The 26,437-nt window shown below is 46.7% G+C and carries 37 protein-coding genes and 2 tRNA genes; 4 read left to right on the top strand and 35 right to left on the bottom strand.

Annotated elements, in window-relative coordinates:
- Positions 1-6 precede the first annotated feature (6 nt).
- The gene (locus HUT38_01815; protein NUQ57205.1) at positions 7-2,703 is read right to left on the bottom strand and encodes an HAD-IC family P-type ATPase; all 2,697 of its coding nucleotides are present in this window, start codon (positions 2,701-2,703) and stop codon (positions 7-9) included.
- Positions 2,704-3,048: 345 nt separating this feature from the next.
- On the opposite strand from HUT38_01815, the gene HUT38_01810 reads away from it, so the two are divergent.
- Positions 3,049-3,864, top strand: a complete 816-nt coding sequence (locus tag HUT38_01810) for a hypothetical protein (protein NUQ57204.1) — start codon at positions 3,049-3,051, stop codon at positions 3,862-3,864.
- Positions 3,865-3,946: 82 nt separating this feature from the next.
- Here the strand turns inward: HUT38_01810 and HUT38_01805 are convergent.
- The 3 genes from HUT38_01805 to HUT38_01795 all read right to left on the bottom strand — a co-directional run bounded on the left by HUT38_01805 (position 3,947) and on the right by HUT38_01795 (position 5,094).
- A tRNA-Val gene (locus tag HUT38_01805) sits at positions 3,947-4,020 on the bottom strand.
- A gap of 166 nt (positions 4,021-4,186) precedes the next feature.
- Positions 4,187-4,633: a hypothetical protein gene (locus HUT38_01800; GenBank protein ID NUQ57203.1), complete on the bottom strand. Its 447-nt coding sequence runs from the start codon at positions 4,631-4,633 to the stop codon at positions 4,187-4,189.
- A gap of 2 nt (positions 4,634-4,635) precedes the next feature.
- Complete coding sequence (locus HUT38_01795; protein ID NUQ57202.1) at positions 4,636-5,094, bottom strand: hypothetical protein; 459 nt, start codon at positions 5,092-5,094, stop codon at positions 4,636-4,638.
- A gap of 118 nt (positions 5,095-5,212) precedes the next feature.
- On the opposite strand from HUT38_01795, the gene HUT38_01790 reads away from it, so the two are divergent.
- From HUT38_01790 to HUT38_01780, 3 genes are all read left to right on the top strand, one after another.
- Positions 5,213-5,950, top strand: a complete 738-nt coding sequence (locus tag HUT38_01790) for an aldo/keto reductase (protein NUQ57201.1) — start codon at positions 5,213-5,215, stop codon at positions 5,948-5,950.
- Positions 5,951-5,952: 2 nt separating this feature from the next.
- A complete protein-coding gene (locus HUT38_01785) occupies positions 5,953-7,245 on the top strand; it encodes a hypothetical protein (protein ID NUQ57200.1) in 1,293 nt (430 codons plus the stop codon).
- Between the two features lie 84 nt (positions 7,246-7,329).
- Entirely contained in the window at positions 7,330-7,938 is a 609-nt protein-coding gene (locus HUT38_01780; GenBank protein ID NUQ57199.1) for a Type 1 glutamine amidotransferase-like domain-containing protein, read from the top strand.
- A 30-nt stretch (positions 7,939-7,968) separates the two neighbouring features.
- On the opposite strand, the gene HUT38_01775 is transcribed toward HUT38_01780, so the two are convergent.
- The 31 genes from HUT38_01775 to HUT38_01625 form a co-directional block, all read right to left on the bottom strand.
- A complete protein-coding gene (locus tag HUT38_01775; GenBank protein ID NUQ57198.1) occupies positions 7,969-8,670 on the bottom strand; it encodes a hypothetical protein in 702 nt (233 codons plus the stop codon).
- A gap of 50 nt (positions 8,671-8,720) precedes the next feature.
- Entirely contained in the window at positions 8,721-9,839 is a 1,119-nt protein-coding gene (locus tag HUT38_01770) for a hypothetical protein (protein NUQ57197.1), read from the bottom strand.
- Positions 9,836-11,059 carry a hypothetical protein gene (locus HUT38_01765; GenBank protein NUQ57196.1) on the bottom strand — a complete coding sequence of 408 codons (1,224 nt, stop codon included), beginning with the start codon at positions 11,057-11,059 and terminating at the stop codon, positions 9,836-9,838. The genes HUT38_01770 and HUT38_01765 overlap by 4 nt, the downstream gene beginning before the upstream one ends.
- Before the next feature lie 398 nt (positions 11,060-11,457).
- Positions 11,458-11,529 (bottom strand) — tRNA-Arg (locus HUT38_01760).
- Between the two features lie 6 nt (positions 11,530-11,535).
- Entirely contained in the window at positions 11,536-11,811 is a 276-nt protein-coding gene (locus HUT38_01755) for a GIY-YIG nuclease family protein (GenBank protein NUQ57195.1), read from the bottom strand.
- A gap of 77 nt (positions 11,812-11,888) precedes the next feature.
- Positions 11,889-12,215, bottom strand: a complete 327-nt coding sequence (locus HUT38_01750) for a hypothetical protein (protein ID NUQ57194.1) — start codon at positions 12,213-12,215, stop codon at positions 11,889-11,891.
- Positions 12,202-12,753: a hypothetical protein gene (locus tag HUT38_01745; protein NUQ57193.1), complete on the bottom strand. Its 552-nt coding sequence runs from the start codon at positions 12,751-12,753 to the stop codon at positions 12,202-12,204. The genes HUT38_01750 and HUT38_01745 overlap by 14 nt, the downstream gene beginning before the upstream one ends.
- Positions 12,740-13,297, bottom strand: coding sequence for a hypothetical protein (locus tag HUT38_01740; GenBank protein ID NUQ57192.1), 558 nt, complete (start codon positions 13,295-13,297; stop codon positions 12,740-12,742). Before HUT38_01740 ends, HUT38_01745 begins: the two co-directional genes overlap by 14 nt.
- 4 nt (positions 13,298-13,301) lie before the next feature.
- Entirely contained in the window at positions 13,302-14,405 is a 1,104-nt protein-coding gene (gene pilM, locus HUT38_01735; GenBank protein ID NUQ57191.1) for a pilus assembly protein PilM, read from the bottom strand.
- A 63-nt stretch (positions 14,406-14,468) separates the two neighbouring features.
- Positions 14,469-15,047, bottom strand: coding sequence for a DedA family protein (locus tag HUT38_01730; protein NUQ57190.1), 579 nt, complete (start codon positions 15,045-15,047; stop codon positions 14,469-14,471).
- A gap of 33 nt (positions 15,048-15,080) precedes the next feature.
- Positions 15,081-15,530, bottom strand: a complete 450-nt coding sequence (ruvX, locus tag HUT38_01725) for a Holliday junction resolvase RuvX (protein ID NUQ57189.1) — start codon at positions 15,528-15,530, stop codon at positions 15,081-15,083.
- A gap of 6 nt (positions 15,531-15,536) precedes the next feature.
- The gene (map, locus tag HUT38_01720) at positions 15,537-16,301 is read right to left on the bottom strand and encodes a type I methionyl aminopeptidase (protein ID NUQ57188.1); all 765 of its coding nucleotides are present in this window, start codon (positions 16,299-16,301) and stop codon (positions 15,537-15,539) included.
- Entirely contained in the window at positions 16,298-16,891 is a 594-nt protein-coding gene (locus HUT38_01715) for a nucleoside monophosphate kinase (GenBank protein ID NUQ57187.1), read from the bottom strand. Before HUT38_01715 ends, map begins: the two co-directional genes overlap by 4 nt.
- Positions 16,892-17,266 (bottom strand): desulfoferrodoxin, encoded by a 375-nt coding sequence (locus HUT38_01710; GenBank protein ID NUQ57186.1) that lies wholly within the window; start codon positions 17,264-17,266, stop codon positions 16,892-16,894.
- Between the two features lie 177 nt (positions 17,267-17,443).
- The gene (gene secY / locus HUT38_01705) at positions 17,444-18,706 is read right to left on the bottom strand and encodes a preprotein translocase subunit SecY (protein ID NUQ57185.1); all 1,263 of its coding nucleotides are present in this window, start codon (positions 18,704-18,706) and stop codon (positions 17,444-17,446) included.
- Positions 18,699-19,136 carry a 50S ribosomal protein L15 gene (rplO, locus tag HUT38_01700; GenBank protein NUQ57184.1) on the bottom strand — a complete coding sequence of 146 codons (438 nt, stop codon included), beginning with the start codon at positions 19,134-19,136 and terminating at the stop codon, positions 18,699-18,701. Before rplO ends, secY begins: the two co-directional genes overlap by 8 nt.
- A 4-nt stretch (positions 19,137-19,140) precedes the next feature.
- Positions 19,141-19,611: a 30S ribosomal protein S5 gene (locus HUT38_01695; protein NUQ57183.1), complete on the bottom strand. Its 471-nt coding sequence runs from the start codon at positions 19,609-19,611 to the stop codon at positions 19,141-19,143.
- A 12-nt stretch (positions 19,612-19,623) separates the two neighbouring features.
- Positions 19,624-19,968, bottom strand: a complete 345-nt coding sequence (locus tag HUT38_01690; protein ID NUQ57182.1) for a 50S ribosomal protein L18 — start codon at positions 19,966-19,968, stop codon at positions 19,624-19,626.
- Between the two features lie 43 nt (positions 19,969-20,011).
- Complete coding sequence (gene rplF / locus HUT38_01685) at positions 20,012-20,557, bottom strand: 50S ribosomal protein L6 (GenBank protein NUQ57181.1); 546 nt, start codon at positions 20,555-20,557, stop codon at positions 20,012-20,014.
- A gap of 8 nt (positions 20,558-20,565) precedes the next feature.
- Positions 20,566-20,955: a 30S ribosomal protein S8 gene (gene rpsH, locus HUT38_01680; protein ID NUQ57180.1), complete on the bottom strand. Its 390-nt coding sequence runs from the start codon at positions 20,953-20,955 to the stop codon at positions 20,566-20,568.
- A 4-nt stretch (positions 20,956-20,959) separates the two neighbouring features.
- A complete protein-coding gene (locus HUT38_01675) occupies positions 20,960-21,145 on the bottom strand; it encodes a type Z 30S ribosomal protein S14 (protein NUQ57179.1) in 186 nt (61 codons plus the stop codon).
- 14 nt (positions 21,146-21,159) lie between these two features.
- Complete coding sequence (gene rplE / locus HUT38_01670; GenBank protein NUQ57178.1) at positions 21,160-21,696, bottom strand: 50S ribosomal protein L5; 537 nt, start codon at positions 21,694-21,696, stop codon at positions 21,160-21,162.
- Between the two features lie 92 nt (positions 21,697-21,788).
- Positions 21,789-22,094, bottom strand: coding sequence for a 50S ribosomal protein L24 (locus tag HUT38_01665; protein NUQ57177.1), 306 nt, complete (start codon positions 22,092-22,094; stop codon positions 21,789-21,791).
- A 106-nt stretch (positions 22,095-22,200) separates the two neighbouring features.
- A complete protein-coding gene (rplN, locus tag HUT38_01660) occupies positions 22,201-22,572 on the bottom strand; it encodes a 50S ribosomal protein L14 (GenBank protein NUQ57176.1) in 372 nt (123 codons plus the stop codon).
- A 4-nt stretch (positions 22,573-22,576) separates the two neighbouring features.
- Entirely contained in the window at positions 22,577-22,810 is a 234-nt protein-coding gene (gene rpsQ / locus HUT38_01655) for a 30S ribosomal protein S17 (protein NUQ57175.1), read from the bottom strand.
- 125 nt (positions 22,811-22,935) lie between these two features.
- On the bottom strand, positions 22,936-23,352 hold the full coding sequence (gene rplP, locus HUT38_01650) for a 50S ribosomal protein L16 (GenBank protein ID NUQ57174.1): 417 nt from the start codon (positions 23,350-23,352) through the stop codon (positions 22,936-22,938).
- Positions 23,353-23,354: 2 nt separating this feature from the next.
- The gene (rpsC, locus tag HUT38_01645) at positions 23,355-24,011 is read right to left on the bottom strand and encodes a 30S ribosomal protein S3 (GenBank protein ID NUQ57173.1); all 657 of its coding nucleotides are present in this window, start codon (positions 24,009-24,011) and stop codon (positions 23,355-23,357) included.
- Positions 24,012-24,016: 5 nt separating this feature from the next.
- A complete protein-coding gene (gene rplV / locus HUT38_01640) occupies positions 24,017-24,352 on the bottom strand; it encodes a 50S ribosomal protein L22 (GenBank protein NUQ57172.1) in 336 nt (111 codons plus the stop codon).
- A 199-nt stretch (positions 24,353-24,551) separates the two neighbouring features.
- Complete coding sequence (gene rpsS, locus HUT38_01635) at positions 24,552-24,893, bottom strand: 30S ribosomal protein S19 (protein NUQ57171.1); 342 nt, start codon at positions 24,891-24,893, stop codon at positions 24,552-24,554.
- Positions 24,894-25,043: 150 nt separating this feature from the next.
- Positions 25,044-25,877 (bottom strand): 50S ribosomal protein L2, encoded by an 834-nt coding sequence (rplB, locus tag HUT38_01630; GenBank protein ID NUQ57170.1) that lies wholly within the window; start codon positions 25,875-25,877, stop codon positions 25,044-25,046.
- A 4-nt stretch (positions 25,878-25,881) separates the two neighbouring features.
- Complete coding sequence (locus HUT38_01625) at positions 25,882-26,268, bottom strand: 50S ribosomal protein L23 (GenBank protein ID NUQ57169.1); 387 nt, start codon at positions 26,266-26,268, stop codon at positions 25,882-25,884.
- Positions 26,269-26,437 lie beyond the last annotated feature (169 nt).

The following is a 26,437-nucleotide window of genomic DNA, read 5'->3' as shown; positions in this document are numbered from 1 at the left end:
AAAACTTCATATCGCGCTTATTTTCCGGTGAATCAGTTTGCGAACCTCTTCCACGATAATAATGGCAAAAGCCGTCGCGGCTATCAACATCCAGTCGCCCAAATCAAGAGGAACAGTATGCAATATTTTCCGCATAAACGGATTATAAACGGCCAACCCCTGCAAGAAAATCACCACAAAAGTCAAGGCGATTAAAATCTTGTTACCCAAAATTCCTTTGCCGAAAACGGACTCTTTTTCGCTCCGGCAGTTCCAGGCGTTAAACCACTGGAACACCGCCAAGGCGGTAAGAGCCGCCGTTCTCGCCTTATCCATCCCGTCGCCCAGATGCATCAAAAACAAAACCAGAGCGCCCAGTGCCATCGGCAAAGCCATCACCGCCATTCTTTGCAACATCAAAAAATCAACTATCAGTTTGCCCGGCTTTTTGAAACCGCCATTGAGCAATTTGCTTTCCTTCGGTTCCATCGCCAATGCGACAACCAAGAAACCGTCCGTGACAAAGTTCAGCCATATTATCTGCGAGGCCAGAATCGGCAGCGGCAAACCGAAGAACAGCGCACCCGCCACCGTCAAAACCTCACCCAGACTGGTTGAGAAAAGGTAAAGAGTTACTTTCTTGATGGTTTTATAAATGCTTCTTCCTTCCTCAATGGCCGCGACGACGCTGGATAAATTATCGTCCAGCAGAACGATATCCGAGGCTTCCTTTGCCACCTCCGTGCCTATCTTTCCCATAGCCACCCCGAGATCAGCGGCCACAAGCGACGGCGCGTCATTTACGCCGTCCCCTGTCATCGCTATAATGTCGCCCTGCTTTTTATAAGCGTTTATTATCTTCAGTTTATGGTCGGGCGTAACCCTGGCGAAAACGGAAACGGAGTTCAGTTGGCCTAAAAATTCTTTTTCATCAATTTCGTCAATCTGGCGGCCCGTCATCACGGCATCCCCCTCTTTATAAATACCGGCCTCTCTGGCGATGGCCGCTGCCGTGATTTTGTGGTCGCCCGTAATCATTATGACTTTTATGCCCGCGTCTTTGGCCTTTTTTATGGACTCCACCGCCTCCAGACGAAGCGTGTCTTTTATTCCGAAAAATCCGACAAGGCAAACATCGGCGATGTCTTCTTGTTCCAGTTTTTTCTCCGGAATTTTTTTGACGGCAAAAGCGAGGACTCTCAACCCCTCGCGGGACATTTCGGCAACCACATTCTCCATTTTTTCTTTTTCCTCCGCGTTTAGACGCGTGAAATTCTGCCCGTCAAATATTTCGCCGGACAAAGAAACTACGGTTTCCGGAGCTCCGACTACGGTTAAAAATCCGCTTCCCTCCACGTTGCCGTGCAGAGTCGCGTGGTATTTGTTTTCAAAATTAAAAGGTATTTCTGAAACCAATGGCGATTCTTTTTCAATTTTTTCCTTGCTGAATCCGACTTTTTCCGAAAAAACAAACAAAGCGGCCTCCGTCGGGTCGCCGATGGCGGACCATTCTTTTTTTTCTTTTGAATATTTTATCCTGGCGTTTGCGCAAAAAGCGGCGATTTTTCCAGCGAGAATAATCTCCTTGTGATTCAGTGGTTCAATAGCGGCGCCGTTTTCCTTTATCTCCCCTTTCGGAACATAGCCGGAACCCCCGACTTCAAAAAATTTCCCAGCAATGAAAAACTTCTGAACGGCCATTTCGTTTTTGGTTATGGTGCCGGTCTTGTCCACGGCTATCACTTTCGCCTGGCCAAGAGCCTCAACGGCCTGGAGCCTCTTGACCAAAGCGTTGCTTTTCGCCATTCTCCAGACTCCGGTGGCCAAAACAAGAGTAATAACCACCGGCAACCCTTCGGGAATGATGGAAACGGAAAGAGAAACAACGACCGCGAACATCTCTCCCGCCGCCTTTCCCATACTCACCCCGCCCCAAAAAATCAAACCGCTGATTAAGGCAACGGCAATTATGATAGCTCGGGACAAATACCTGATATTTTTCTTGAGCGGCATTTCCGAATCAATCCCGATTATTTTTTTGGAGATGCCGCCTATTACGGTTTTCAAGCCTGTCGCGGTAACCACGGCTTTCCCGCCGCCGGACACGACATGACTTCCTTTAAAAACCATGTTCATTCTGTCGGCGACGACAACGTGTCCGGAATTCCCGGCCATAATATCCGCCGTTTTATAAACAGGTTCCGATTCTCCGGTTATGCTGGCTTCGTCAACTTTTAAGGAGCTGGAAAAAATTATTCTGGCATCGGCGGGAATCTTGTCTCCTTCGCGCAAAATCAAAACGTCCCCGTCGACCACTTCGCTGTCCGGAACAATCATTTCCTCCCCGCCGCGGACGACAACAGCTCCCGTTTCTGTAAACTTTTTCAAAGCCGCCAGGGTGTTTTGCGACTTGCCCTCCTGAACCGTTCCCATGCCCGCGTTAAACAAAAGGACGAAAGCTATGATGAGGCTGTCAACCGCTTCCCCCATTAAAAAAACAACCAGACTGGCGGCAAGCAATATGTAAATCAGAGGACTTTGAAACTGCCTTAGGAAAATAAGAAAAATACCCGGCGGTTTAATCTCCGGAATAACGTTGCGCCCTTGTTTTAAAAGCCTTTCCCTAGCCTCTTGTTCGCTTAAACCGTTTTGGCCGGAACCCAGCGCACTAAGGACTTCAAAAACATCTCGTTTATGCCAGTTGTTTTTAGCGGTCAAATCCATGCTCAATATTATAGCTGATTTTTTACCGATGGTTTTAAGTTGTGCACTTTAGAAGAACAACAGGTTAGAACCTCTCTCCAGGCTCTAAAAGAGCCGTTTATGATTAATGTTGTAGCATCTTTTGCCTTATTTTACCCGTGTAGGTAACTCCAAGACGCTGCTTCGGAGCACTTTTTTCAAAACTTCGGCAAACCCCCACACCAAAGTTTTTGGTGTGGGGGGGGGTAAAATCCCATCCAGTGTTAGAGCCTCGCTCAAATGATGAGTTTCGGCAGGCACCACTGAGGACATACACAACGTGCATAACATACGTAGTATATGTTCGATCTTATAAAATTATAAAGTTTGAGCTACAATAAAAAAATGTTTAATCTTGGAAAATATGTTTTTCTGGGGATCATTCTTTTTCTTATTAGCGGTGTCGCAACAACGAAGCTGACCGTCCGCAATCAGGTGGATTTAAGCGAAGCGGAAATTGAATGCAAGCATGCGGGTTGGTCAATTCTATATGACAATCCCATTGAGCAACTCGGTATTCGGGTTTTTGGCAGTACTATTGTTGAGGAAAAAGTAAGCAGCGCACTGCGCATAAAAGCGTATACTCTCTTTCGTATTCCTATTGGCGAATCAGTTGTATATTGTGATAGCGGTCCTTCATATAAAATTCCGCAAACACAAGAAGGCATAAAGCGAGCGATAAAAGAAACACAATATTGCGAAGTTAAAAGCGATTGCGCGCAAGTTCAATCTAAATGTCCTTTTGGATGTTATACGTTTGTAAATAAAAAAGATGCGGACAGAATACAGGCATTTATAGATTCGTATGAGAGTACATGCATATATAGTTGCGTTGAGCTTGCCGGATATGACTGCGTAAATAATAAGTGCGAAGTAATATATCCCAATAAAGGAATAAATCGAGAAGCACTTTTTGAAAATTGTGCAAAAGATATTCCGCGCGAAAATATTGATGATACATCACTGAATCAATTTGAAAAGATCGTAACGATATGGTGGTGGGACGACAAACTGCAAGACAATGTTTCATTCAAACTTCCTTATGAACCGGAAAATGGCTTTGCGGGGTGTTCGGAATCAGTAAAAACATTATTGCGCCACATTCAAGAAACTGCGGAAAACGAAACAAAAGACAATTTATAAATATTTCTTGGTTATAGCCCGCAAAAGTGATGATATAGAAACGGCAAAAGTGCCACAAGGGTACCCCCAAACTTAAATTCTGTGGGCGCTGAGGGATTCGAACCCCCGGCCTTCTCGGTGTAAACGAGACGCTCTAACCAACTGAGCTAAGCGCCCTAAAATTTTTAAAATGCCCCCTCACGGTCTCGGAACTTTTGGGGTGAGGCCGTGTAAGGGTTCTTTGGTACTTTCAAGTATACCAGATTTAGGCCTCTCGGTAGAGGCATTGTTTTTGAGAATGAGACAAATGAGACACCAAAACGGCATCTCGGGACTGTCTCACTTACAAAGGTTTACCATTTTTATACCACTCCATCGCGATAACTTCTCCAGCCTTATCATTTATTCCAGAGACCACAAATAACCCGAGCTTGTAACCATAGCCATCAAGTTCTTTGGTCAGTCTTTCTATTTTCCACAGATCATCACGTGTCGGCTTATTGTTAGTTTCGAGTTCAATGGCGACTAGATTATTGTGATCAACCCCTTGTTCATGAATCGCGATATCAAGTTCAATCAAACTGCCGTTCAATCTTTTCGCCGCATCCCCATGCCTGTTATAAAAGGGGTCAACAGTAATAGTTCCATCCTCAAAAATTGGTTTAAGTTTATTTGCCAAGTATGTCGTAAAATTACGTTCAACCCGACCCCTTCTTAGGTGGTCGATTTGTTCGGTTGCGGAATCGCGCACCACGCATTCTATTTTTTCAATAATGATATTTTCTTCCATATTTATTCTGAAGAAAGCCAAGAATCTATCTTCCCAATAAGGAGTGAGCCGTTGTGGTAGAGTTCTTGCCATTTCTTCCTATATTCCTCAAGCTCCTTATTTTTCTTTATCTCCTCCTCAATCCTTGATAAAAGTTTTTCGGACTGCCCCTGATTCAATACAATTTTTATACCCCCACTGGTATTGTGCATAGAAAACTTCAAATCCGTGACTTTTGCATTTGGCAACTCGGGGTCGTTCTTTCGATCGTCAAGATATTCCGAAAGTGATTTTCCCCACATGACCAAGCTATAAAGCGTGACGGATGGACCGAATTTTCCGCCAATAACACACGACCAGTGCGCATGAATTATGTTCTCGTCACCCAGCGTGGCATCTCCAGTGGTTTCATATGAGATACCTTCTTTAGAAATAAACTCTCTGAAGGCATCACCTACTTGCTTAGTTAGGACAGACTCCATCTGTCGGCCCAAGTGTGCAATCTTGCATAAAGTACAAATTTGTGTTAAAAGAACAATAGAAGAAATCCTGGTGGATTTCTGAAAATTGCACATTTACAACCCCAAAAGGAGGTGAATTATGGCATGGTTTAATCGCCTCTACTTCGGTACGTGGCAACTTGGAGGGCAGTTCAAAAACTTGTCCCCCGCCTACATTGAATCGCTTCTGCTTTTCGCCATCAGCTCCGGTATTCGTCGTTTCGATACGGCGGCCGTCTATGGTGGAGGCAAAGTCGAGGAGATGCTTGGTACATGTCTACCGGAAGATGCGGTCATTGTGACCAAAATTCCGGCAGCATCAAAACCGAATCTGGAAGCACCTGAACTGATCCAAAGATTCTACTCACGAGATGGTATCTATCAAAGCGTGTACGAATCATTGGAAAGGCTACGGCGATCTTCTATCGACGCGGTACTTCTGCACAACTGGCTACCCACGTGGTCGTCAGAATCAATAGCAATCCTTGAATGCCTTAACGGGCTTAAGTATGAAGGCATAGTCAAGCGCGTAGGAATTTCCCTGCCCGACAATTTCTCATGTTCCGTCGCTGAAACGGTTTTGTCGCACATCGACGTGATTGCGGCTCCTTTCAACACTGAGCAAACTTGGGTGCTTCAACAGCTCCCATATCTACTCGATCTTAAAAAGGAGATTCTCTTGAGAAGTTTGTTTAAACAGGGGAAGTTGCTCACTGGCCCGCACTCGGCCGAGATGATTACACAAAACGCACTTACTCTCGGCACATCTGTTGTTATTGGTATGACAACAGAAGATCAGATAACACAAAACATTCACTATCTCAAAAAAGGAGGCTAACAGTGACACCACCGTACAAAACCACCGAGGAGGTACGCCAGACATTTCTGGAACATTTCCTCAACCACGATCATCAATTCATCCAGCCGTCTGGGATTATTCCAAGGAATGATCCGACCCTCATGTTCATCAACTCGGGCATGGCTCCGCTCAAGCCCTGCTTCACGGGCCAGGCGAAGCCTCCATACCCGCGTCTGACGAACATGCAGGACTGTATCAGGTTCGTGGACGTCGAAAGCGTCGGCGATTCCTATCACGGAACAAACTTCCGTATGATGGGGTCGTGGTCATTCGGAGATTATTTTAAGGAACGAGCTATCGAACTCGCCTTTGAACTCATCACCGAGGGTTTCGGGATTCCAGTCGACCGCCTCTCTGCTACGGTATTCATGGCTGACGAAAGTCTGCCGGGTGTGCCAAGCGACGAAGAATCGGCTCGCATCTGGGAGAAATTCCTGCCACGAGATCGAATCATTGGCCGACCGCCAGTAGACAACTTCTGGGGTCCGGCGGGAACCAGTGGCCCATGCGGTCCCTGCACGGAGGTTTTCTTCGATCGAGGCGAGGAATTCGCCGAGAAAGAAACGGACGACGTGCTGGTACCTGGGCGGCATATCGAGATCTGGAATGCCGGAGTGTTCATGCAATACTACAAAGACGAGCAGGGATTTTTTTCCCCTCTCCCGATGAAGTGTGTGGATACGGGCGCAGGTCTTGAGCGCTTCGCCATGATCCTGCAAGACCGCGCTTCAATCCACGAGATCGATCAGTACGACCCGTCCTATCAACTCATCAATCAGCGGATTGGTGATACAGCATGGACAAGGGTCATTCTCGACCACATCAAGACCTCAATCCTGATGATTCGAGAGGGTATTGTTCCGAGCAATACTCGGGAGGGATACCTTCTCCGTCGCGCGCTTCGGCGAGCGATGATCGGCATCTTCCTGCGAGGGATCAATCTGACTATTCTTCAAGAATGGGCAGACTCTCTCAGTGAAGTGATCGATAACAAGGACATGACCTTTCGTCAGAAATCTGTTATCGCACACTGGCTCAGCGAGGAGCGTGAAGGCTTCGAAAAGCTGATGCATCGCAGCAGAAAGTATCTCGACAAGATCGTCGCGGCCAAGGAGTTGGATGCACAACACGCATTCACTTTGAAAACCGGCATGGGCATTCCCGAAGACCTTCTGGAGGAATTCTGTGCTCGTCACGGCGTCCCTTTTCCGAAGGCTGAGTTTCTCAAACTCATCGAGGAACATCGGGATGTATCACGCCGACCGAAGAAGTGATCAACAAACACTGACCCGTCTTGTGTAAACCACGAGGCGGGTTATTTTTTTGAAAAAATTACAAAAATCATATAGAATGAAGGCATGAGTAAAGGTTTTATATTTCTCACATCAACAGGACTTTCTTCTGGGCCAGTTACCGAAAGGTTCAAGGGCTTATTTTCTGATTATAAAAATTATGCCGTTGCTATAGTAACGACAGCTGCAGAAGAAAAAGAAAATAATAAATACGCCCAACTCGCCAAGAAACAATTTAGTGAAATGGGATTTTTACGTATTGATTTTATAGACCTAGAAACCGAACCCGATAAGGACTTTGCTGAATACGATGTTATTTATGTTTGCGGAGGCAATACTTTCAAACTTCTTAAATTTGCTCGAGAATCAAATTTTAAAGCATCAATCGAAAGTCTCCTTAAACGAAATGGAGTATATATAGGCGTAAGTGCAGGAAGCATCATTATTGGTCCGTCAATCGAAATTGCAGGAGAAGTTGCTGCAGATAAAAATGAAGTTGGTCTAGAAGATTTTACAGGATTCGGAATAACAAATTTTATTATATTGCCACACTATTCTCCAGAAATTGAAGAAGAAACAAAGGCTTTTGAAGCAAAAAATAGAGTCACTGTGGAGCGTTTGAACAATTCTCAGGCTGCTCTTATTGAAAATGGAGAGAAAACTATCATCGAATAAAAAAGGAGGCACACTTTCGTATGCCTCCAGTTAGAGCAACCTTTTGATTTCACTCACCACATCCGCCACCCTTTCTCTCTTTGAGAGTTTCAGGGCGAGTTCATAGATGAGCATGTCCGAAAACCCAAGGAGCTTCGCTTGTTGTTCAAGCGATCGGAATCCACGGAAGTATCTTCGACTGCGCGCGAATGCGAGCCGAACCATCGAGGCCGTAACATCCGATAGGCATAGTTCCCGTTCGATAGTTGCATTTTCGTGCAACTTCTCAAGCATTGAGAGTTTCTGCCTGATCTCATCAGTACACAGCTCAACGATAGATTCCGAGAGCGAAACAGGGTATGGAATTAGTAGCTCCCTAAGTCGGACACCGATATCCGTAACATCGTACAAGGTCTTGGCAGTTGCCAAGTCTCTGCACAGCGCTTCTGGCAACCAGTACCCTGTAGCCCATGGGCGATGTTGACCACCCAGATTCTTACCCTCGATCCACCCTTCAACCTGCCGAACAAGCAAGGCTGCGTCGCAAACTGCGACACCTCCAGAACCTGTCGGCAGATCAAAGCGAACACTGTCATCGCACACAAAGAAGTTTCCGGTTGGCCACCGATCCTCAAGCAAAGCCTTGATGAGAGGGGAATATTTTTCAATACCCCCGTCGTCGCAGCCCGCCAAAAGATCGATCTTGCCTTTGGGGGAGTTCCTCTTCAGTCCGACGTGCAAGAGCACTCTCATGCCTTGTAACTCACAAAGTACGTGAGTCAGATTGGAGACTAAACTATTTTTCATAGTGCCTCCTTGTTCCGTTTCGACTCCTCAAGCTCGATAAGAGCCTTCGGAAATCCGAATGTGGATGTTAGATACTTGATGTCTGATTCAGTCAAGCGACCATTCCTGCGAGAGACGAATTTTGTATATTCCTTTCTCCCGCGCTCAAGCCCTTTCTCGAACTTTGACACCTCCTCGGCAAACACAGTTTGCACCGCATCAACCGAGGCCCATTGATTTCCTGATATCACGACAAATTCATCAAATGAGATGGAGATCTGTCGGCAGAGGATGAAAGCCTCTCGGATGAGTTTCCGAAGGACATAATCCGCCGCTTTGTTTCCAGGTCGAAGTCCTTGCGATACCAGAAGCACCGCCGCTTTGCCGAGATCTGCGAGGCGGCACATGATGGCTCGATCCTTTACCTCGGATCGCTCACTGATAGATTCGATCACGCCTTTCCAATTGGTGTTTTCATAATCGCTACTACAGCATTCGACTGCCGTGACGATACGATCAATACTTGCACCAGAATCGGCGGCAATCTTCTCCAGAGGAGACTCGAAAAGCGTCTCGCCCAGAAACTCGGTAAAGACCAAGTTCCAAAGCTCGATTGACTTACTCGTGTCCGGATTTCTCCAGACGATCTCCGTGCGAACACCGCATCGGTTCCGAGTCGGAGTAAAAGTGACATTTCCGTCATTGCTGACAGTTTTGGCACCCAACCTTTCCCAGATTCTCTGCGATGTTGCATCTTGCGGATGCACTGTTGCTGACAGCGTGGCAGGACTGATCCCCACACACACCGTCAGATAACGCCAGGCACTCTCGATTATTGCTTCCTTAACCTCTTGCTCCTTGCCCTCGTAGAGGGAGAAGTGGCCGAGCATGTCGAATGCAAGGTGGTGCCTTCCCGACAAACCAATCTTCTCCCACCCGTCCGTTCGCAGGCATGTCTGAACCGAAACGACACGGGTCTTTTCAGGGATTACTCCATGAGAGATCGTATCCTCAAACACGACACCGCCAGAGATGTTGAACAGGAGCTTAGGATTGGTGCTTACAATCGGAACACTTTCTTGCCACTGGAAACCAAAGGTCCCGAAGTGGCGTTTGATTTCATCATACGTCTTCATGTGGGACCTCCCATTGCCAGATGTTTGAATACAGTCTGCCTGACTGCGTAGGTGAACTTGCTCATCTCGGGGTGAGTAACAAGTCCGTGGTTGATATCCCAACTCACTACATGAGCCGGAATCCCGAGGTCATCCAAGATGCCCTGTACTCGTTCGGCCGTCATGTTGTAAGCCGAACCCTGAGCGCAGATTCTCCGTTGGGTCAGAGGACAGCGAGATGCCTCGCATCCTGGCCGTGCGAAAACCTGCACTGAAGTGATGCTCGGGATCCTGAGCATCCGAGTAAGGGCGCATGATGACTTGAGATAGACGGGGATACCAGGAAAGTGTTCGGCGCTCAGTGAGAAGATGGAATCCACCAACTCCTGCGGCAACGATTTCACATTGTCATCCCGAGGGATGTCAGGCATGGGGAGCTTGTGAATCTCCGCCAGTCCGTTCTCGATACCTTCCGTCCAGCGCAGACCACCCGGAACGATCATATCGATGACTTCGCCGTAGTGTTTTTTCACCCACAGCATCATCATCTCAATTCTGTCCCGATTACCGCTCCACTCAGGAACGATCGGTCGCATGTACCACGCAATGGTGGCTCCTGCTTCCTTGGCTTCCTCAGCATTGAGAAAGCGGTTGTTATGCGCTGGCTCAATCGTGTCAGGATTGTCTGCCCAGCACAGCGACAGCATCAAGCCGCGCGTCGCATTCGAGATGCGGGCGAAGTCAAGTTTTCTCCCTTTAGGAACGCCACCCTTAGTGACGATCCAGAAAGGATTCCGCAGACCGCGCCGGACGAATCCGTCCATAATCTCGAACGTGCTGTCTACGACAGCAGGGGCGAATGGCTCGGTGCTTGCCGTTCCGATGCTGATGATTGTCTCATCAGCGATGAAGAACGGATGCTTGACCAGTTCATCGAGGATTTGGTCCACGGTAAACTGATTGCGCCGTCGTGGTTTTTTCGGCATCATGCCCTGATCGGCAAGATCTTGATTGGTGTCTTGAACGTGGCAGTATCTGCACTGCCAAGAACATCCAATCCACAAATCAATGCTCAGCGAGCTATTAGACACACTGACGCATGAGAGCGGATGATTGCTATCCGGCACAAGAACTCCGAATGTATATTCGCGCACAGAAAATTCTCGTCCCGTAGTCATACCGTTGATCGTGACACGTGGTTCCGAATTGGCTACCGCGAAGTATTCCTTCTTGAATTCCATAATTCACCTCCTTTTGGGTTGTAAATGTGCAATTTTCAGAAATCCACCAGGATTTCTTCTATCGTTCTTTTAACACAAATTGTGCTTTATGCAAGATCGCCCTATGTATGTTACAGGATTGCATTTCAAAAGAGAATTAAATACATCGTGCCCAACTGATTTCTCCGAATTTTCCAAACGAATTCGGAATTTTAGCGCACTGCCACACACTGTTTTTCGCCGAGGATGGGGTTTGAAATCAGAAGCAATTTTTGATTATGAATTTGCTTTATCTGAAAACACAAAAAGAATTTTTATTACTGCGAGCAAAAACCCACCAGGACTCGAACCTGGTTTTTTGTCTTGACTCATCTGAAATATTGCTCTACTGAGGCCTTTCGGTAGGTCTCACTACTATGTGCCCTCGCGAGGAATCGAACCTCGATCGGGAGATTAGAAGTCTCCAGTTCTATCCATTGAACTACGAGGGCGCAACATCAAATTTTTATATTGATATACCCGTCATTAACTATTTTTTCAATATAATCTTTGCGTTTTAGATCTTTAATTCTTCTTTCTACTTTACGCGCCAAATCTAATGATTCATACTTTTGCATTAAAACTAACATGAAATCATTCATCTTTCTAGTTGTTTGAGTGTGGCCATTTTTATGCTGCTTCAGCCTTCTATCTAAATTATCGGTGCTTCCAACATAAAATTTCCCATTTTTGTCTTTCAGTATATAAACATACCCATTTTTACTTGTATCCATAGGTATTCTATCCACCCCGACGAACTTTGTTGTCGGGGAGCCGACCAGAGCGTCGGCTTTGAACTACGAGGGCAAAATCACAGCGATGGGTCGGCCACTTTCGGCGCGGCGGAGCTGTTTTTGAACCGCTTTTCTTTATCCGCTATTTTTTCCACGGCGCTGTCCAGCGCGGTTTTGCTTATTCCGGAAAATTTCTGCTTGCCGGATTCGGCGGCGGGAACCTCTTTCTCCGCGCCCAAACCTCTCCAGATGACATAGCCGTCAACGGCCAGAACTGCCGCCAAAACAAAAGAGGAGCAAATTAACGCGATGGCCCAATCCCGGCAGACGCTCCCTCCCGTACCGCTTGAGCCGCCACGGAAATTAAAATATCCTATAATTGACTTAAAATCAACTTTTTTCATAGCTTTCCAATTCTATGGTAAAAACTCCCTGCCAGCCGCCAGCAACGGCTTCCTCGCCGGCGTCCGCGGAGGCGGATGTTCCTTTTTTGATAATTGACGCTCTGGTGATGTTTATAAGATACGGCAGATTTTCCAAGGAATAAAGGTACCGGATTATGCTCTCAAACGGCCCGTCAACGGAAAAAGAAAAACTGGGTTTTAAGTTTTTCGCCCCGTCGGCGCTGACCGAGTTTATTTTCAGTTTGACTCCGGAGTTGGCGCTGATGGACTCCAGGCCTTCTATCACTCTTATCATTTCGTCCTCGGTCAAAAAAACCGATTCTATGATGTCGCTCTCTTTTTTAAACGAATTAAGCGAGTCCATGGCGGACTTGAGGCCGGCCAGTCTTTCTTCGTTTTCAGCCAGCTTGCCTCGCTGAACGGCCAAATCGGTTTTCCCGTTCTCTATGTAATTTAGAACAAACAGCCAGACCCCCAACGCGGCGGCCGCGGCGGCAAAGGATAAAAATGTTTTGATGAAAAAATTATTGCTTTTCATAAGGCAAAGTTATCGTCAAAGAAAAGGCGGCGTCCTTGTCGCTTATCAGGTTGGTTATGGGCGAGCTGACTCTTTGGTCCCCGTAACTCCTTTTCAGCTTGCTGATAAAATCAAGCAGGCCGTCTCTGGCGGATGCCTTGCCGGAAAGCGACACTCTGGCTTCGGTTGAGCTTTTGGTTTTCTGGACGTCAAAATTTATGGCCGTTATTTTTACTCCGGCGCTTTTCAGCCCGATAATTTCTTGGAACAGTTCGCTTAACCGGTAGTCAAATTTGGGCGAGTTTATCATGGCCAGCCGCTCGTTTATTTTTTTTATTTCGCCGGCGCTTTTTTCGGCGTCCAGTTTTTTAATTTTTTCTTCGGCGGCGGAGATTTGCGCGGCTAAATCGCCGCTTTGGCTTGAAAATAGAAAAAAGTTGGGAAGCAGCACTGTTGCCCCGGCAAAAAAAGCGAAAGTAAAAAACGCGCCCCAGACAGCGGCAAGCCTGCCCAGATATTCTTTCCTTATTGATTTTTTATCTTCCGGCGGAAGCAAGTTTATCATAATTTTATTGCCATTGGCGCAAAGCCAGGCCTATCACCGTGGCGTAAGCCAAAGAATCCCCCCTCTCTATTTCCGGTATATAATCGTCAAAGGAACAGACGTTGACCCAGGGGTTGCCCAGCTCCACTTTAAGTTTAAGCTCGTACGATAAATATTCCGGCAGGCCGGCCAGGGTGGATTCCCCGCCGCAAAGTATGACCTTCTGGATTTTCGCCTTATCCCTGCCCTTCCGCCCGTCTTTGGCATGCTCGTCATAGTGGGAAACCCAATAATCAATCTGCTTTTTTATCTCATCCTTGATAACGGAAATTATCGGGAGCATGGCGTTAAACACATCTTCGTTGTTTTTGGTTTTGTAAAAACCGACCTCCCTTTTTATTTTCTCCACGTCTTCTTTGCCGACTTTGAGATTGGAGACAATGGCGTTCTCCACGTCCTGTCCGGCGACGCCCACGGTCGTGGCGAACTGCACCTTGCCTTCGGCAACGATGGCAAACGTCGCTCTGGTCCGGCCAAAGTCAACCACGATGACGTTGCCTCTCTCGCCCCATGGCACCACCGACCGCGCGAAGGCGTGCGCTTCCATTTCAAACGCGGCGGGAATATAGCCGGACTCCCTTAAAACGTCCCGGTATTGCTCCACGAAAGTCTTGGAAAAAGCGATGATGTTGATGTCCATATGCCCTTCCTCATCCGAGCGGCTGATCACGTCAAAATCAAATATGGCTTCGGCGGCGCTAAGCGGCACGCACTCATCCAGCTGGAGCTCTATGGAGCCTCTTATTTCCTTTTCCGGCATCAGGGGAAACTTGACCCTGCTTAGGAACGCTTTTTCTTCCGGCAAAGAAGCCATGACCAGTCTGTTTTTAAGCTTCTTTTGAATAGGTCTTAAAACTTCGGCCAGTTTTTCTTTCTGCTTTATTTCCCCTCTTTCTATGACCCCTTCCGGTATCGGGAACAGCCCGTATTTTTTCAGGGAAATTCCGCCGCTGCCGCCGGCGAATTCCATGTACTTCAGCGAGCGATCGGAGATGTCCAGACAAAGAGCCGGCATCTTAAGATAGTCCGGCGGCGGGAATAATTTGAAGAAAAAATTATCCGTCTTCACTTTATTTCTATTTTATCACCGTTACGATTAGCGGCAACGACGACAAGTGAAGAACTTTTGTATTTAAAAAACATATTTTATCGCCACAAAACTCAAGATAACCACGACAACGGCCGCCAAAGAGAGGATGTCAAAATATTTTATCACCAGATTATTCACTCTTTTGCCAAAAAATTTAAGGATAAGCGCCACCATGAAAAATCTGGCCGCCCTTCCCACAACGGAAGCCGCTACTAATTGAATTAAGGAAATTTTAAACAAGCCGGCGGTAATTGTTATTACCTTAAACGGTATCGGCGTAAACGCCGCGGTAAAAACCGTCCAAAAAGCGTGCTGGGAATACTTTAAACCAATAGCATCCACCGTCGCCTGCAGCCCGTAAAAATCAACGATGCGCTGGCCGACGGCCTCATAGAATCCCCAGCCGATGAGATAACCGAACAGCCCGCCCAAAACGGAACCAGCGGTACAGATAATGGCATACTTCAGCCACTTGGTTGAGTTTATGGCCAATATTCCGATAAGCAAGACATCCGGCGGTATGGGGAAAAAAGACGCTTCGGCGAAAGCCAGTATAAAGAGCGCCAAAGCGGAATTCTTGGAATCGGCCCACTTCAACGTCCAAAAACGGAGCTTTTGCAGACTGTTTAGAAAAAATAACTTCACGATTAAAGATTATACCACACTCCTGTCCAGATATCTCCGCAGGATAAGCGCGGCGGCGGCGGCGTCAATTTTTCTTCTTAGCTTTTTTTCTTTTTGCGGCGATTTTCTCCCGCTTAAAACGGGCGGGCGCTTTCTTGGACCGTCCAGCGGCCTTCGGGCTTCGGCCGAGGTTAAAATTTCTTTCTCGTATTCAACCGGCAGGCCGGTTTCCTTTTCCATCGCCTTTTTAAACGGCTCAATTTCGGCCATTACCGGATTCGGTTCGCCTCTGTAATTTAAAGACTCCCCTAAAATAATTTTTCCGACCGAATTTTCTTCGCAGATTTTTTTAAGCTCCGCCAAAACTTTTTCCGCGCCGTAATTGCCGATGATTTTATAAGCAAAAGCCATCTTTCCTTTTTCGTCGGAAAGAGCAAGACCGATTCTTTTCGTACCGTAATCAATACCCAAAAAACGCATAAAGCTTCAGAGTTTGGTTATTATTTCCGCCCCGTTTTCGGTGACTATAACCGTATGCTCAAAATGGGCTGCCAAAGAACGGTCTTTTGTTTTCCACGTCCACAGATCGTCGTCCAGATAAACATCCGAGTCGCCGGCGGTTATCATCGGCTCAATGGCCAGCACCAGACCTTTTTTCAGCGCCATCCCCGAGCCTCTGGAGCCGAAGTTCGGCACCTGCGGACCTTCGTGGACTTTACGCCCCAAGCCATGGCCGACCAGTTTTCTCACCACGCCGAAGCCGTCTTTCTCGGCGCGGGATTGCACGGCAAATCCGATGTCGCCTATCCTCGCCCCGTCTTTTACCACACTTATGCCTTTGGCCAGAGATTTTTTGGCCGTCTCAACCAGCCTTAGCGATTCCGTGTCGGCCTTTCCGGCAAGCGCCGTTACAGCGGAGTCGGTGTAAAAGCCTTTGTATTTTAAGCCCAAATCAAGCCCGACAACATCGCCCTCTTGGAATATTTTTTGGTCCGGTATCCCGTGCACCACTTCGTCGTTGACGGAAACGCACAGCGAAGCCGGATAAGGAATTTTATCGTCCGGAGTTTTGTAGTTTTTAAACGACGGCTCGGCGCCCGCCTCTCTGATAAGTTTTTCCGCCAACGCGTCCAAGTCGGCCGCGGCAACCCCGGGCGCGACTCTTCTGGCGACTTCGTTTAAAACGGAGGCAAGTATTTTGCCTCCTTCCCTCAAAGCCGCTATGTCCTTTTCCGATTCCAGAATTGTCATTTAAAACACTTGTCTATAATTTCTTCGTGGACTTTTTCTATACCCTGTTCTCCGTTCACTCTTACCAGTTTATATTTACTTTTATTTTGATAATAATCAATGACTGGTGTTACAAATTCTTCAAAATAATCCAGCCTTCTTTTAATCGCTTCTTCCGTGTCGTCGTTTCTTTTTCTTTTCAAAAGTTTTTCTTTTGACCAATCTCGGCTTGTTTCTATAAAAACAGGAAACACGTTTTTTAGGTCGTAAAACAAAATAGCCTCATCAATGATAGTTGCTTCCGTCAAGTTTCTTGGGAAACCGTCGCTTATAATATTCGCGTTTTCGTTTATTTTTTCTATGAAATTATTGGCTAACGCCCATACGGCAAGAAAACTTGGCTCCATGTCCCCTTTTTCCATTATTTTGCCGGCTAATTTTGAAGTTAAAGAATTGTTATCGTTAATAAAACTCCTTAAGGCGCTGCCGACGTAAATGTACGAGGTTTTTCCATAACAATTCTTTTCCATGTACTTTAAAAGTAATTCTGCCTGCGTTCCTTTGCCGCAGCCGGCTCTGCCTATCAGAAGAAAATTTCTTGGTTCTTTCATTTATGATTTCCAAAGCCCGTGGATGTTGCAATGTTCCCTGGCGACGACGCCTTCGGCCGGAACTTCAAACTCCGCTTCCGGTTTGTCGCCCGGCTTCAAAAACTTCTTATAGCTTCTGCCGTTGTAAATAACCTCTATAAACTGGATGTAATGCTTTTCCTCCATAGGATGCGGAGCCGCGCCCACTTTGACCTTGATTCCGTTGGCGGTTTTTTCTATCACCGGCACGTGCTTTTCTCTGCCGACGTCTTCGGTTTTCTCTTCAAGCAGCTTCATTTTTTCTCCGCAACAAATCAGGTCTTCCCCGCCGGAAACCAGCACTTCCAGCAATCCGCCGCAAACTTCGCATTTGTAAATTTGATTTTGTTTCGTCATAATTTATTTTTGGTTTATTTTTCTCCTAATAGGCTATTCTTACCCCACCCGTTTCGTTAATTTTTTATTAAACGGCGCTTGCCTTTCGTTTTTTCCATTTTAACATTTCAACTAATATCAACGCAACTTTTAACACAAAATCCGCCTTAAGGCGGATTTCCAAAATTTTGAGTTTTCTTAGTATTCCTTCATCACCACCTGGGCTTCTATCTGTTTGGCCGTTTCCAGAACAACGGAAACCACGATCAGCAACGCGGTGCCGCCTATGGCCAGCGACGCGATTCCCGTCAAAGATTTCACCGCCAATGGAAGGATGGCGATTATTCCCAGAAACACGGCGCCGACAAGGGTGATTCTGGTGATTATCCTGCCCAGAAATTCCGCCGTCGGCCGACCCGGCCGAATGCCCGGCACGAAAGCGCCTCCCTTCTGTAAATTTTCAGAAATCATGTGCGGATCAAAAGTGACGGCGGTGTAAAAATAAGTGAAGAAGAAAACCAGGATAAAATAAAGCGTTCCGTAAACCCAGGGGCTGTTGATGAAATTAACCACCTGCCCGGCCAAAGCCGCGACCTGTCCGCCGCCCAACCCCGCCAACATGTTAACGATCATCTGCGGGAAAAGAAGTATGGAGATGGCAAAGATTATGGGTATAACACCCGCCTGATTGACTCTCAATGGTATTCTGGTTGAGCCTCCGCCATACATTCGCGCGCCTCTTACTTGCTTGGCGTAAGAAACGGGCACCGGCCTTTCCGCCTCGGTTATAAACACCACTCCGGCGACTACAGCGAACGCGGCGGCCAAAAACATGACGTACATCGGCAACTGGGACGGGTCAAACGTATACAGCGCGTTTCTGATGCTTTGCGGCAAAGACGACACGATTCCGGCAAATATTATAAGCGAAACTCCGTTGCCTATGCCTTTTTCCGAAATAAGCTCGCCCAGCCACAACAACACCATACTGCCGGCTATCATCACGGAAATATTGGTAAATTTATCCATAAAAGTAAGGCCGGTAAGCACGCCCTGATTCTGCAGCATCGCCAGAAGACCAAAACCCTGCAAAAATCCCAGCGGCACCGCCAGCAGCCTGGAGTACTGGTTGAACTTCTGTCTACCCGCCTCCCCTTCCTCCTGATACAACGCTTTGAGTTTGGGGAAAATCATGGTAAACAGCTGCATTATGATGGAAGCGGTGATGTAAGGCGCCACGCCCAGCATTAGTATGGAAAGATTGGAAAGTCCTCCTCCGGAAAAAACATCCAGCAAACCGAAGAACTGGTTGCCGGACAAAAACGCGCTCAACCTTTCCTGGTCCACTCCCGGAAGGGGGATGTTGGAGCCGATTCTGAACAGCGCGAGCATAAAAAGAACGAACAAAATCTTTTTGCGCAATTCTTTGTCTTTCAGGATTATTTTTATTCTGTTAAGCATTGGAATACTTGGCGCCGGCTTTTTCCAGTTTAGCTTTGGCCGATTCCGAAATCAGACAACCGGATACGGAAACTTTTTTGGTTATTTCTCCCTTGCCGAGAATCTTTACCGCAGGAATTTTTCCTCCGATGTTCCTAATCAATCCTTTGTCCGCCATGGCTTGAGGATTAACCTGATCGTTGTCGTTGAAAAACTTATTGACGACTTCCAGGTTCAGCACCGCCGGTTTTTCCTGAAAAACCGTAAATCTATAACCTCTTTTCTTAGGCAGCTTTTTAATCAGGTCCCTTATTTCCGGACGCAACTTTCTGCCGGCTCTGGCTTTCTGGCCTTTGATGCCCCGGCCGGAGTAGGTACCCCTTTTGCCGCCGCGCCCGATGTATTTGGCCTTCTTGTTTCTTGTATTCGGTTTTAATTGGTTTGTTTGCATATTTTTAGGAAAGCTTGCCCAGCGCTCCGAGCACCGCCATGGCGTTGTTGACCTTGTTTTTGCTTCGGGAATAAAACTTGGCGTTGACGTCTTTTATCCCCGCCAACTCCAGCACCGTCCGGGCTGAGCTTCCGGCCACCAGTCCCCGGCCTTTCGCCGGCCGGACAACCACGCGGCTGCTGGCGTATTTGTTCTCAAGCTCGCAAGGGATGGAAAATTCTTTCGTAAGCTTAGGCTTGATGATATTCTTCTTGGCCACGCGGAAAGCTTTTTCTATGGCCATGGAGGTGTCCGATCCTTTGCCCATGCCCACACCCACTTCCCCTTTCCTGTTGCCGGCCACGATGGTGACGCGGAAATTAAACCGCTTTCCTCCTTTGGTGACTCTGGCCACGCGCCTTATGTCTATTATTTTTTGGTCAAAATCGCTTTTCGCTCTTTCGCCCATTCTGCCGAATTTGCTTGGTCTGCTCATTTTTTTATAAAATTAAAACTTCAATCCGCCTTCGCGGGCTCCTTCGGCCACGGCTCTGACCCTGCCGTGGTATCTGAAACCGCCCCTGTCAAACATAACCGCTTCTATTTTTTTGGCCTTGGCCGCTTTGGCCAGTTCCAGACCGACGTTTTTAGCCGAATCGGTTTTTTTGACCTTGCTTCCCTTCTTTAAATCGCCCGCCGAAACCAAAGTGACGCCCTTTTCGTCGTCTATAAGCTGGGCGAAAATATGCCTGTTGGAACGGAAAACGGAAAGGCGGGGCTTAGCCGCCGTTCCGGCGATTTTAGCCCTTATTCTTTTGTGCCTTATTTCTTTTTTTGAAATTAATCTTTTCATGAATTTTTACTAGTGGCTAGTGGCTAACCACTGACTCCTATTACTACGCTGCCGCCGTGGCCGCCTTCTTGCCGGCCTTTCTTCTGATAACTTCGTTTTCGTATTTGATGCCGGTCCCTTTGTACGGCTCCGGTTTTTTGACTGCCCTGACATCGGCGGAAAACTGCCCGACCTTATCCTTGTCAAAACCGGTTACGCTTATAAGGTTTTTCTCCACTTTCACCTTTACGCCTTCCGGGATATCCAATTTTACAGGGTGCGACAATCCGACAGTCAAAGAAAGTTTGTTGCCTTCCGTCTGTGCCTTATAGCCTATACCTTCTATGGTCAGTTTTTTCTCAAAACCGGCCGTGACACCTTTTATCATGTTATTTACATAAGCCGCGCAGGTCCCCCACATGGCTTTATTTTTGGGATTTTTCTTGAGTTTGAAGGAAACGGTCTTATTTTCAATCGCGATGGTCACGTCATCGGTTTTAAAATCTTTTTTTATCTCCCCAAGCGGACCCTTAACGGAAACAACCCCGTCTTTCAAAGACATTTCCACTTTTTCCGGTATTATTATTTCTTTTTTTCCTATGTGGCTCATGTTATAAATTAAAAAACTTCGCACAAAACTTCGCCCCCGACCTTCTTCTCCTTCGCCTCTTTGCCGGTCATAACTCCGCCGGAGGTGGACAATATCTGGATTCCCAGACCGTTTCTGACCGGCCTTATTTTCCCAGCCGGAACGTAAATCCTCCTGGACGGTTTTGACACCCTTTTAATGCTGTTGATGGCGGGCTTGCCGGAATCGCCGTAATTTAAAATTATATCTATGGTCTTTTTCGTTTTCTTGCCCTTATGGTCGGCTTCTTTGATGAAATTCTCTTTCGTCAAAATTTCGGCTATGGCCATTTTTATTTTGGAATAAGGAACAGAAACCGTATGTTTGCCGGCTGTCTGGGCGTTTCTTATTAAAGTCAACATGTTAGCTATTGTATCCATATTTTTACCACGATGATTTCTTAACTCCGGGGATCATGCCTTCGTTGGCCAGTTCGCGGAAGCAGATTCTGCACAAGTCAAAATCCCTCATATAACCCCTTTTTCTGCCGCAGCGGAAACACCGTCTGACCACTCGGGATTTGTATTTGGGCGCTTTTTTTGATCTTGCTATTACTGATGTTTTTGCCATGTCGTTGATATATATTATACCTTAAACGGAAAACCTACGAGTTTAAATAATTCCGCCGCTTCTTCTTTGCTTTTGGCGCTGGACACCACCGTTACTCCCAGCCCGAACGCCGACCGCACGTCTTCCCCGGCTGTTTCCGGAAAAGCGATGTGCTCTTTGAAGCCTATCGTCATCGAACCTTTGTGGTCTATCGCTTTCGGATCAAGCCCGCGGAAGTCCCTGATTCTGGGCACCGCCACGTTTACAAGCTTCTCCAAAAAATCATACATTCTATTGCCGCGCAGGGTGACGGAGTAGCCTATCGGCATCCCCTGCCTCAGCTTGAAGGAAGCGATTGACTTCTTGGCTTTGTTGACGAGCGGCTTCTGCCCGGTTATGGTCGCCAAAGATTTTCCGGTCAGTTCTTTTTTTGTTTCATCCTTGTAGGAGCCGACGCCGGCGCTGACCACCACTTTCTTTATTTTGGGAACGGCAAGTATGTTTTTATAGCCGAATTTTTTCTTCAGCTCCGGAACGGCGTTCTTTTCGTATTTTTCTTTGATGTTTTTCATTTTAAAATTCAACTTCAACGGCCTTAATTTTGTTTCGGCAACCCTATTTAACTAACATAATTCCGGCTTTTTTGCAACTTTCGCCCGCCTTTCTACATCTCGCCTCCGCACTTCTTGCAAACCCTGACTTTCTTGGCGCCGATCATTTTCTGGCCGGCTCTGGCCGGTTTGCCGCAGGCTTTGCAGACAATCATGGCCGCGGACGCGGAAATGGGGAAAGCAATCTGGGCGACCTGTCCTTTCTGCCCTTGCTTTCTCGGCCTTAAATGCTTCTTCCGGATATTGACGCCCTCAACCAGTATTTTTCCGTATTTGGGCAAGGCGGAAGAAACTTTCCCCGTTTTACCCCGGTCTTTTCCGGACAATATTTTTACCGTATCTCCTTTTTTAATAATCATGTTTCGATCTAAAATCTTATATCTAAAATTTAAAATCTTATTTTTCCTTATCTATTTTTAGATTTTATTTTTAATTTTTTATTTTGACCAAGCGAAGCGCGGGAACTTACACCACTTCCGGCGCCAAAGAAATAATTTGGGAGTAGCCCCTTTCCTGGATTTCTCTCGGAATGGGCCCGAAAACTCTCCCTCCCAGCGGCTCGTGCTTGGCTTTGTCCAAAATAACAATGGCGTTGTCGTCAAAGCGGACGTAAGAGCCGTCTTTTCTGCGATACGGGTTTCTCTGGCGCACGACCAGAGCGTGATGAACTTCTTTTTTCTTGACCTGTTTGCGCGGCTCGGCGGCTTTTATGGAAACGACGACGATATCCCCTATCCGGGCGTATCTTCTTTTGCTGCCGCCCAATACCTGAAATACCTGGGCCAGTTTCGCTCCGGTATTGTCGGCGATATTCACCATTGTTCTAAGTTGGATCATAAAATTAAATTTTTCCCGTCACTTCAAAGTGTTTGTCTTTTGAAAGCGGTCTGCATTCCTGAATTACGACCTTGTCCCCGACGTTGTATTGTTCCTTCTCATCGTGGGCTTTGTATCTTTTGCTTCTTTTCAGATATTTTTTGTATTTGGGATGTTTGACGTAGCGGTCAACGGAAACAACCACGGTCTTTTCCATCGCGTCGGATACCACTATTCCTTTTAATTTTTTCTTTGGCATAACTTTAATTAAATTCTAAATCCTAATATCGAAATTCGAAACAAATTCTAATTTTTTAAATTTTAAATTTTAAACTTTTTGTCATTTGGATTTTAATTTTTGATATTGTTTCGGATTTACAAAAATTATCTACTGATAATTTTTGTTTTCACCGGCAATTTTGAAGCTCCTTTTCTCAAAGCTTCGCGGCTTTGCTCCTCGCCCAGACCGTCAATCTCAAATATCACCGTGCCCGGCCTGACCCTGGAAACGAAGAACGCCGGATCTCCTTTGCCTTTACCCATACCCACTTCAAGCGGTTTTCTGGTAATGGGCATGTCGGCGAAAATTCTGATCCAGATTTTTCCGGCATTTTGGGTAAAACGGGCCATCGTCTTCCTGGCGGCCTCCAGCTGGTTGGACTTTATCTCCTGGGCTTCCTGCGCCATCAGTCCGAAAGAGCCGAAATCAAGTTCGTTTCCCCTGGTGGCCAGTTTTTTCTTCAGAGGGTTCTCCCTCATCCGGTGCCATTTTCTATATTTTACTTTTTTGGGAAAATACATGGTTATTTTTCGGCAAATTTCTCGCCCTTATAAACCCAGACCTTTATGCCGATGTCGCCGTAAGGCAAATGGGCTTTTTCTCTGGCGAAATCTATGTCCGCGCGGAGCGTCTGAAGCGGTATCCTGCCTTTGCGCAACCACTCCCGCCGGCCCATTTCGGAACCGTCCAACCGGCCTGACATCGCCACCTTGACGCCCTTGACCGCGGGGCTGGCCATTCCTTTCTCAATTGTCTGCTTCATCACCCGGCGGAACGGCGTTCTTTTCTCAAGGCTTTCCGCGGCCATCTGGGACAAAATCTTGGCGCTGGAATCAGGATGCGGAACTTCCTCCACGGTAAGCTTCAGCTCTTTGGGCATCTCGCCGCCGATTTTTTTTACCATTTTCAGTATTTGGGCCTTTATCTTTTCCGTTCCCTCGCCTTTTCTGCCGATGAGCAAACCGGGTCGGGAAGTTTTGATTATCACGTGGAACACCGCCGGGGTCCTTTCTATTTCTATGCCCTCAACGAACATTCCTCTCAATGATTTTTCCAAACTCTCCCGCACCAAGACGTCCGCTTTGAGCAAGAAGCGATATTTGCCCGGACTGAACCAGCGCGACCTCCAATTTCGCAATATGCCGAGCCTGAATGAATATGGATGGACTGTTTTACTCATGGTAATTATTCGGAAAGAACGACTGTTATCCGGCTTGTTCTTTTGTTGATTCTGTTGGCCATGCCTCTTGACCGGGGTCTTATCCTCTTGAGAATCGGGCCGGGGTCAACGGTTATCTTTTTGACTCTTAAGGAGTCTTCGTTCTGGACTTTAAAATTATTCTTCGCGTTATTTATAGCAGATTTTATAAGCTTGGCAACGGGAGTTGATGATTTTTTGGCCAAAAAAGCAAGCTGCGTCAGAGCGTCTTTGACTTTTTTGCCGGCGACGAGATTGGCGACAACCCTCACCTTTCTCGGAGAAGCGCGGTAATTATTCAATTGTGCTTTTACTTCTTTCATGCCAATTTTGTTTGCGAGTCTGCGAGCAATTATAAAATTGCGCACCCGCCCAAGTTTTTGTTTAAATATAACTCTAATATACTACTTAATTTTTAACGCTTGTAAACTTTTCTTTTGTCAATCCGCCTAAAAACTTAGGCGGGTAATGTTTGGCGACTAAATTTTACTTCGCAAAACTCGTAAAATTTAGGCCAAGCCATTACTTCTTTTCCGCCGGCGCCGCCTTGGCCGCTTGCGCCGCGGCTATTTCCGACTCTTTTTTCTTGGCTTCTATTTCCCTCTGCATCTTGCCGCCGTGCTTGACGAACTTCCTGGTCGGACTGAACTCACCGAGCCGGTGGCCGATCATTTCTTCGGTTATGGTGACGGGGATGAAGTCTTTGCCGTTATGAACGCCGAAAGTAAAACCTATCATTTCCGGCGATATTTGGGAATCCCGCGACCAGGTTTTGACGACGGTTCCGTCCATAGGTTTAAGAACGCTTATTTTTTTAAGCAATTTGGGATCTATATACGGACCTTTTTTAAGACTTCTGCTCATTGTTTGCCTAATAATTCTGTATAATTTTCAAAATATTACCTTATCTTTTAATTACCCGCAACGCAACTATATTAATAAATTATGTGCGGGGTAATGTTTGGCGACTAAATTTTACTTCGCAAAACTCGTAAAATTCAGGCCAAGCCATTACTATTTCTTTTTCTTTCTTCTGGAAACCACGAATACGTTGGAATATTTTTTGGGCGTTCTGGTCTTTACCCCTCTTATGCCCTTGCCCCACATGTTCTTTACCCTGCTCATGCCGGCCGGCTGTCTGCCTTCTCCTCCGCCCAGCGGGTGATCCACCGGGTTCATGGCGGTGCCTCTGACCTTCGGCCTCATGCCAAGCCACCTGGAGCGGCCGGCTTTTCCGAAATTTCTAAGCTTATATTCCTCGTTGGAAACCTGGCCGATGCTGGCCCACGCGGAATCCGGTATTTTCCTTACTTCGGTTGAAGGCATCTTCAAAAGAGCGTAGCCGCCGTCGTGCGCCAAAAGTTCGGCGAAACTGCCGGCCGACCGGACCAGTTTGGCGCCGGAATTGGGCAATATTTCTATATTATATATGAAAGTTCCGACCGGTATTTTTTTAAGCGGGAGACGGTTTCCCGATTTTACCTCGGCGTTTTCCGAAGCGATTATTTTCTCCCCCGGCCTCAATCCTACCGGCAATAAAGCGTATCTCTTCTCTCCGTCGGCGTAAGTAACCAGGCCGATGAAACCGCTTCTGTTCGGATCGTATTCCACGGATTTTACCACGGCGGGAATTTCTTTCTTGTTCAGCCGGAAATCAATTTCGCGGTAGCACCTTTTAACGCCGCCGCCCTTGTGCCTTACCGTTATCCTGCCGGCGGAATTTCTGCCGGTTCCTCTTTTAAATCCTTTCGTCAGGCTTTTTTCCGGTTTGGAACGAGTCAAAACATCGCGATAAGATATCACTGACATTTGCCTTCTTGATGGAGTTGTCGGCTTAAAAAATTTCATTTTATTACGCGATATTTATTTTCTCCCCCTTTTTCAGGTAAACCACGGCCTTTTTAAAACCGGCGCTTTGCACCCTTCTCCTTCTTATCAGAAACATTTTTCCCGGCGCGTTGACCATGCTTACTTTTACCGGATTGACGCCGTACTGCTTCTTGACCGCTTCCTTTACCATTATTTTATTGAAACCTGGCGCCACTTTAAAAACATACGCCCCTTTTTCACCCAGAAAAGCCGCCTTCTCCGTGATATGAGGCTTTAAGGCTTTCGGAGCGGCGGATGTTTTTTCCTCTCCTTTTTTCTTGGAAGATTTCTCCTCTTTGATTTCCTTTACTTCCGAAACATCCTTTTTTTCTTCCGCTGTTTTGCTTTTCGCTTTCTTTAAAAAAGCCATAATTAAATTAAAATCACCCTCGCGGGCAACAAAGTAATGCTAACAGATGGACAAAAAAAGTCAAATATCTCGTTTAGTCTCAATAGCTTGGCACCACTTGATGGAATATCATCAAGCATATGCCATATACAACAAACAAGAATATGCCGCGCATTAGGAGAGAAGCGGC

This window comes from Candidatus Paceibacter sp. (genome assembly GCA_013360865.1).
GTDB lineage: Bacteria > Patescibacteriota > Minisyncoccia > UBA9983 > UBA9983 > SURF-57.
The sequence above is the reverse complement of the archived record's forward strand: the minus strand, read 5'-3'. Positions and strand labels throughout refer to the sequence as shown.

Excerpts from the sequence above, each read along its gene's own strand:
- HUT38_01780 (NUQ57199.1), top strand. The coding sequence starts at position 7,330 with ATGAGTAAAGGTTTTATATTTCTCACATCAACAGGACTTTCTTCTGGG.
- ruvX (NUQ57189.1), bottom strand. The coding sequence starts at position 15,530 with ATGCGTTTTTTGGGTATTGATTACGGTACGAAAAGAATCGGTCTTGCT.
- HUT38_01665 (NUQ57177.1), bottom strand. The coding sequence starts at position 22,094 with ATGATTATTAAAAAAGGAGATACGGTAAAAATATTGTCCGGAAAAGAC.
- HUT38_01815 (NUQ57205.1), bottom strand. The coding sequence starts at position 2,703 with ATGGATTTGACCGCTAAAAACAACTGGCATAAACGAGATGTTTTTGAA.
- rpsS (NUQ57171.1), bottom strand. The coding sequence starts at position 24,893 with ATGAGCAGAAGTCTTAAAAAAGGTCCGTATATAGATCCCAAATTGCTT.
- secY (NUQ57185.1), bottom strand. The coding sequence starts at position 18,706 with ATGCTTAACAGAATAAAAATAATCCTGAAAGACAAAGAATTGCGCAAA.
- HUT38_01755 (NUQ57195.1), bottom strand. The coding sequence starts at position 11,811 with ATGGATACAAGTAAAAATGGGTATGTTTATATACTGAAAGACAAAAAT.
- rplE (NUQ57178.1), bottom strand. The coding sequence starts at position 21,696 with ATGAAAAACATCAAAGAAAAATACGAAAAGAACGCCGTTCCGGAGCTG.
- rplV (NUQ57172.1), bottom strand. The coding sequence starts at position 24,352 with ATGAAAGAAGTAAAAGCACAATTGAATAATTACCGCGCTTCTCCGAGA.
- rpsC (NUQ57173.1), bottom strand. The coding sequence starts at position 24,011 with ATGAGTAAAACAGTCCATCCATATTCATTCAGGCTCGGCATATTGCGA.
- rplN (NUQ57176.1), bottom strand. The coding sequence starts at position 22,572 with ATGATCCAACTTAGAACAATGGTGAATATCGCCGACAATACCGGAGCG.
- HUT38_01625 (NUQ57169.1), bottom strand. The coding sequence starts at position 26,268 with ATGGCTTTTTTAAAGAAAGCGAAAAGCAAAACAGCGGAAGAAAAAAAG.
- HUT38_01750 (NUQ57194.1), bottom strand. The coding sequence starts at position 12,215 with ATGAAAAAAGTTGATTTTAAGTCAATTATAGGATATTTTAATTTCCGT.
- HUT38_01740 (NUQ57192.1), bottom strand. The coding sequence starts at position 13,297 with ATGATAAACTTGCTTCCGCCGGAAGATAAAAAATCAATAAGGAAAGAA.
- HUT38_01695 (NUQ57183.1), bottom strand. The coding sequence starts at position 19,611 with ATGAGCAGACCAAGCAAATTCGGCAGAATGGGCGAAAGAGCGAAAAGC.
- HUT38_01800 (NUQ57203.1), bottom strand. The coding sequence starts at position 4,633 with ATGGAAGAAAATATCATTATTGAAAAAATAGAATGCGTGGTGCGCGAT.
- map (NUQ57188.1), bottom strand. The coding sequence starts at position 16,301 with ATGACAATTCTGGAATCGGAAAAGGACATAGCGGCTTTGAGGGAAGGA.
- rplF (NUQ57181.1), bottom strand. The coding sequence starts at position 20,557 with ATGAGCCACATAGGAAAAAAAGAAATAATAATACCGGAAAAAGTGGAA.
- HUT38_01690 (NUQ57182.1), bottom strand. The coding sequence starts at position 19,968 with ATGAAAAGATTAATTTCAAAAAAAGAAATAAGGCACAAAAGAATAAGG.
- HUT38_01770 (NUQ57197.1), bottom strand. The coding sequence starts at position 9,839 with ATGAAGACGTATGATGAAATCAAACGCCACTTCGGGACCTTTGGTTTC.
- HUT38_01675 (NUQ57179.1), bottom strand. The coding sequence starts at position 21,145 with ATGGCAAAAACATCAGTAATAGCAAGATCAAAAAAAGCGCCCAAATAC.
- rplO (NUQ57184.1), bottom strand. The coding sequence starts at position 19,136 with ATGCAAACAAACCAATTAAAACCGAATACAAGAAACAAGAAGGCCAAA.
- HUT38_01775 (NUQ57198.1), bottom strand. The coding sequence starts at position 8,670 with ATGAGAGTGCTCTTGCACGTCGGACTGAAGAGGAACTCCCCCAAAGGC.
- HUT38_01765 (NUQ57196.1), bottom strand. The coding sequence starts at position 11,059 with ATGGAATTCAAGAAGGAATACTTCGCGGTAGCCAATTCGGAACCACGT.
- rplP (NUQ57174.1), bottom strand. The coding sequence starts at position 23,352 with ATGTATTTTCCCAAAAAAGTAAAATATAGAAAATGGCACCGGATGAGG.
- HUT38_01790 (NUQ57201.1), top strand. The coding sequence starts at position 5,213 with ATGGCATGGTTTAATCGCCTCTACTTCGGTACGTGGCAACTTGGAGGG.
- HUT38_01795 (NUQ57202.1), bottom strand. The coding sequence starts at position 5,094 with ATGGAGTCTGTCCTAACTAAGCAAGTAGGTGATGCCTTCAGAGAGTTT.
- HUT38_01710 (NUQ57186.1), bottom strand. The coding sequence starts at position 17,266 with ATGACGAAACAAAATCAAATTTACAAATGCGAAGTTTGCGGCGGATTG.
- rpsQ (NUQ57175.1), bottom strand. The coding sequence starts at position 22,810 with ATGCCAAAGAAAAAATTAAAAGGAATAGTGGTATCCGACGCGATGGAA.
- HUT38_01715 (NUQ57187.1), bottom strand. The coding sequence starts at position 16,891 with ATGAAAGAACCAAGAAATTTTCTTCTGATAGGCAGAGCCGGCTGCGGC.
- rpsH (NUQ57180.1), bottom strand. The coding sequence starts at position 20,955 with ATGGATACAATAGCTAACATGTTGACTTTAATAAGAAACGCCCAGACA.
- HUT38_01745 (NUQ57193.1), bottom strand. The coding sequence starts at position 12,753 with ATGAAAAGCAATAATTTTTTCATCAAAACATTTTTATCCTTTGCCGCC.
- rplB (NUQ57170.1), bottom strand. The coding sequence starts at position 25,877 with ATGAAATTTTTTAAGCCGACAACTCCATCAAGAAGGCAAATGTCAGTG.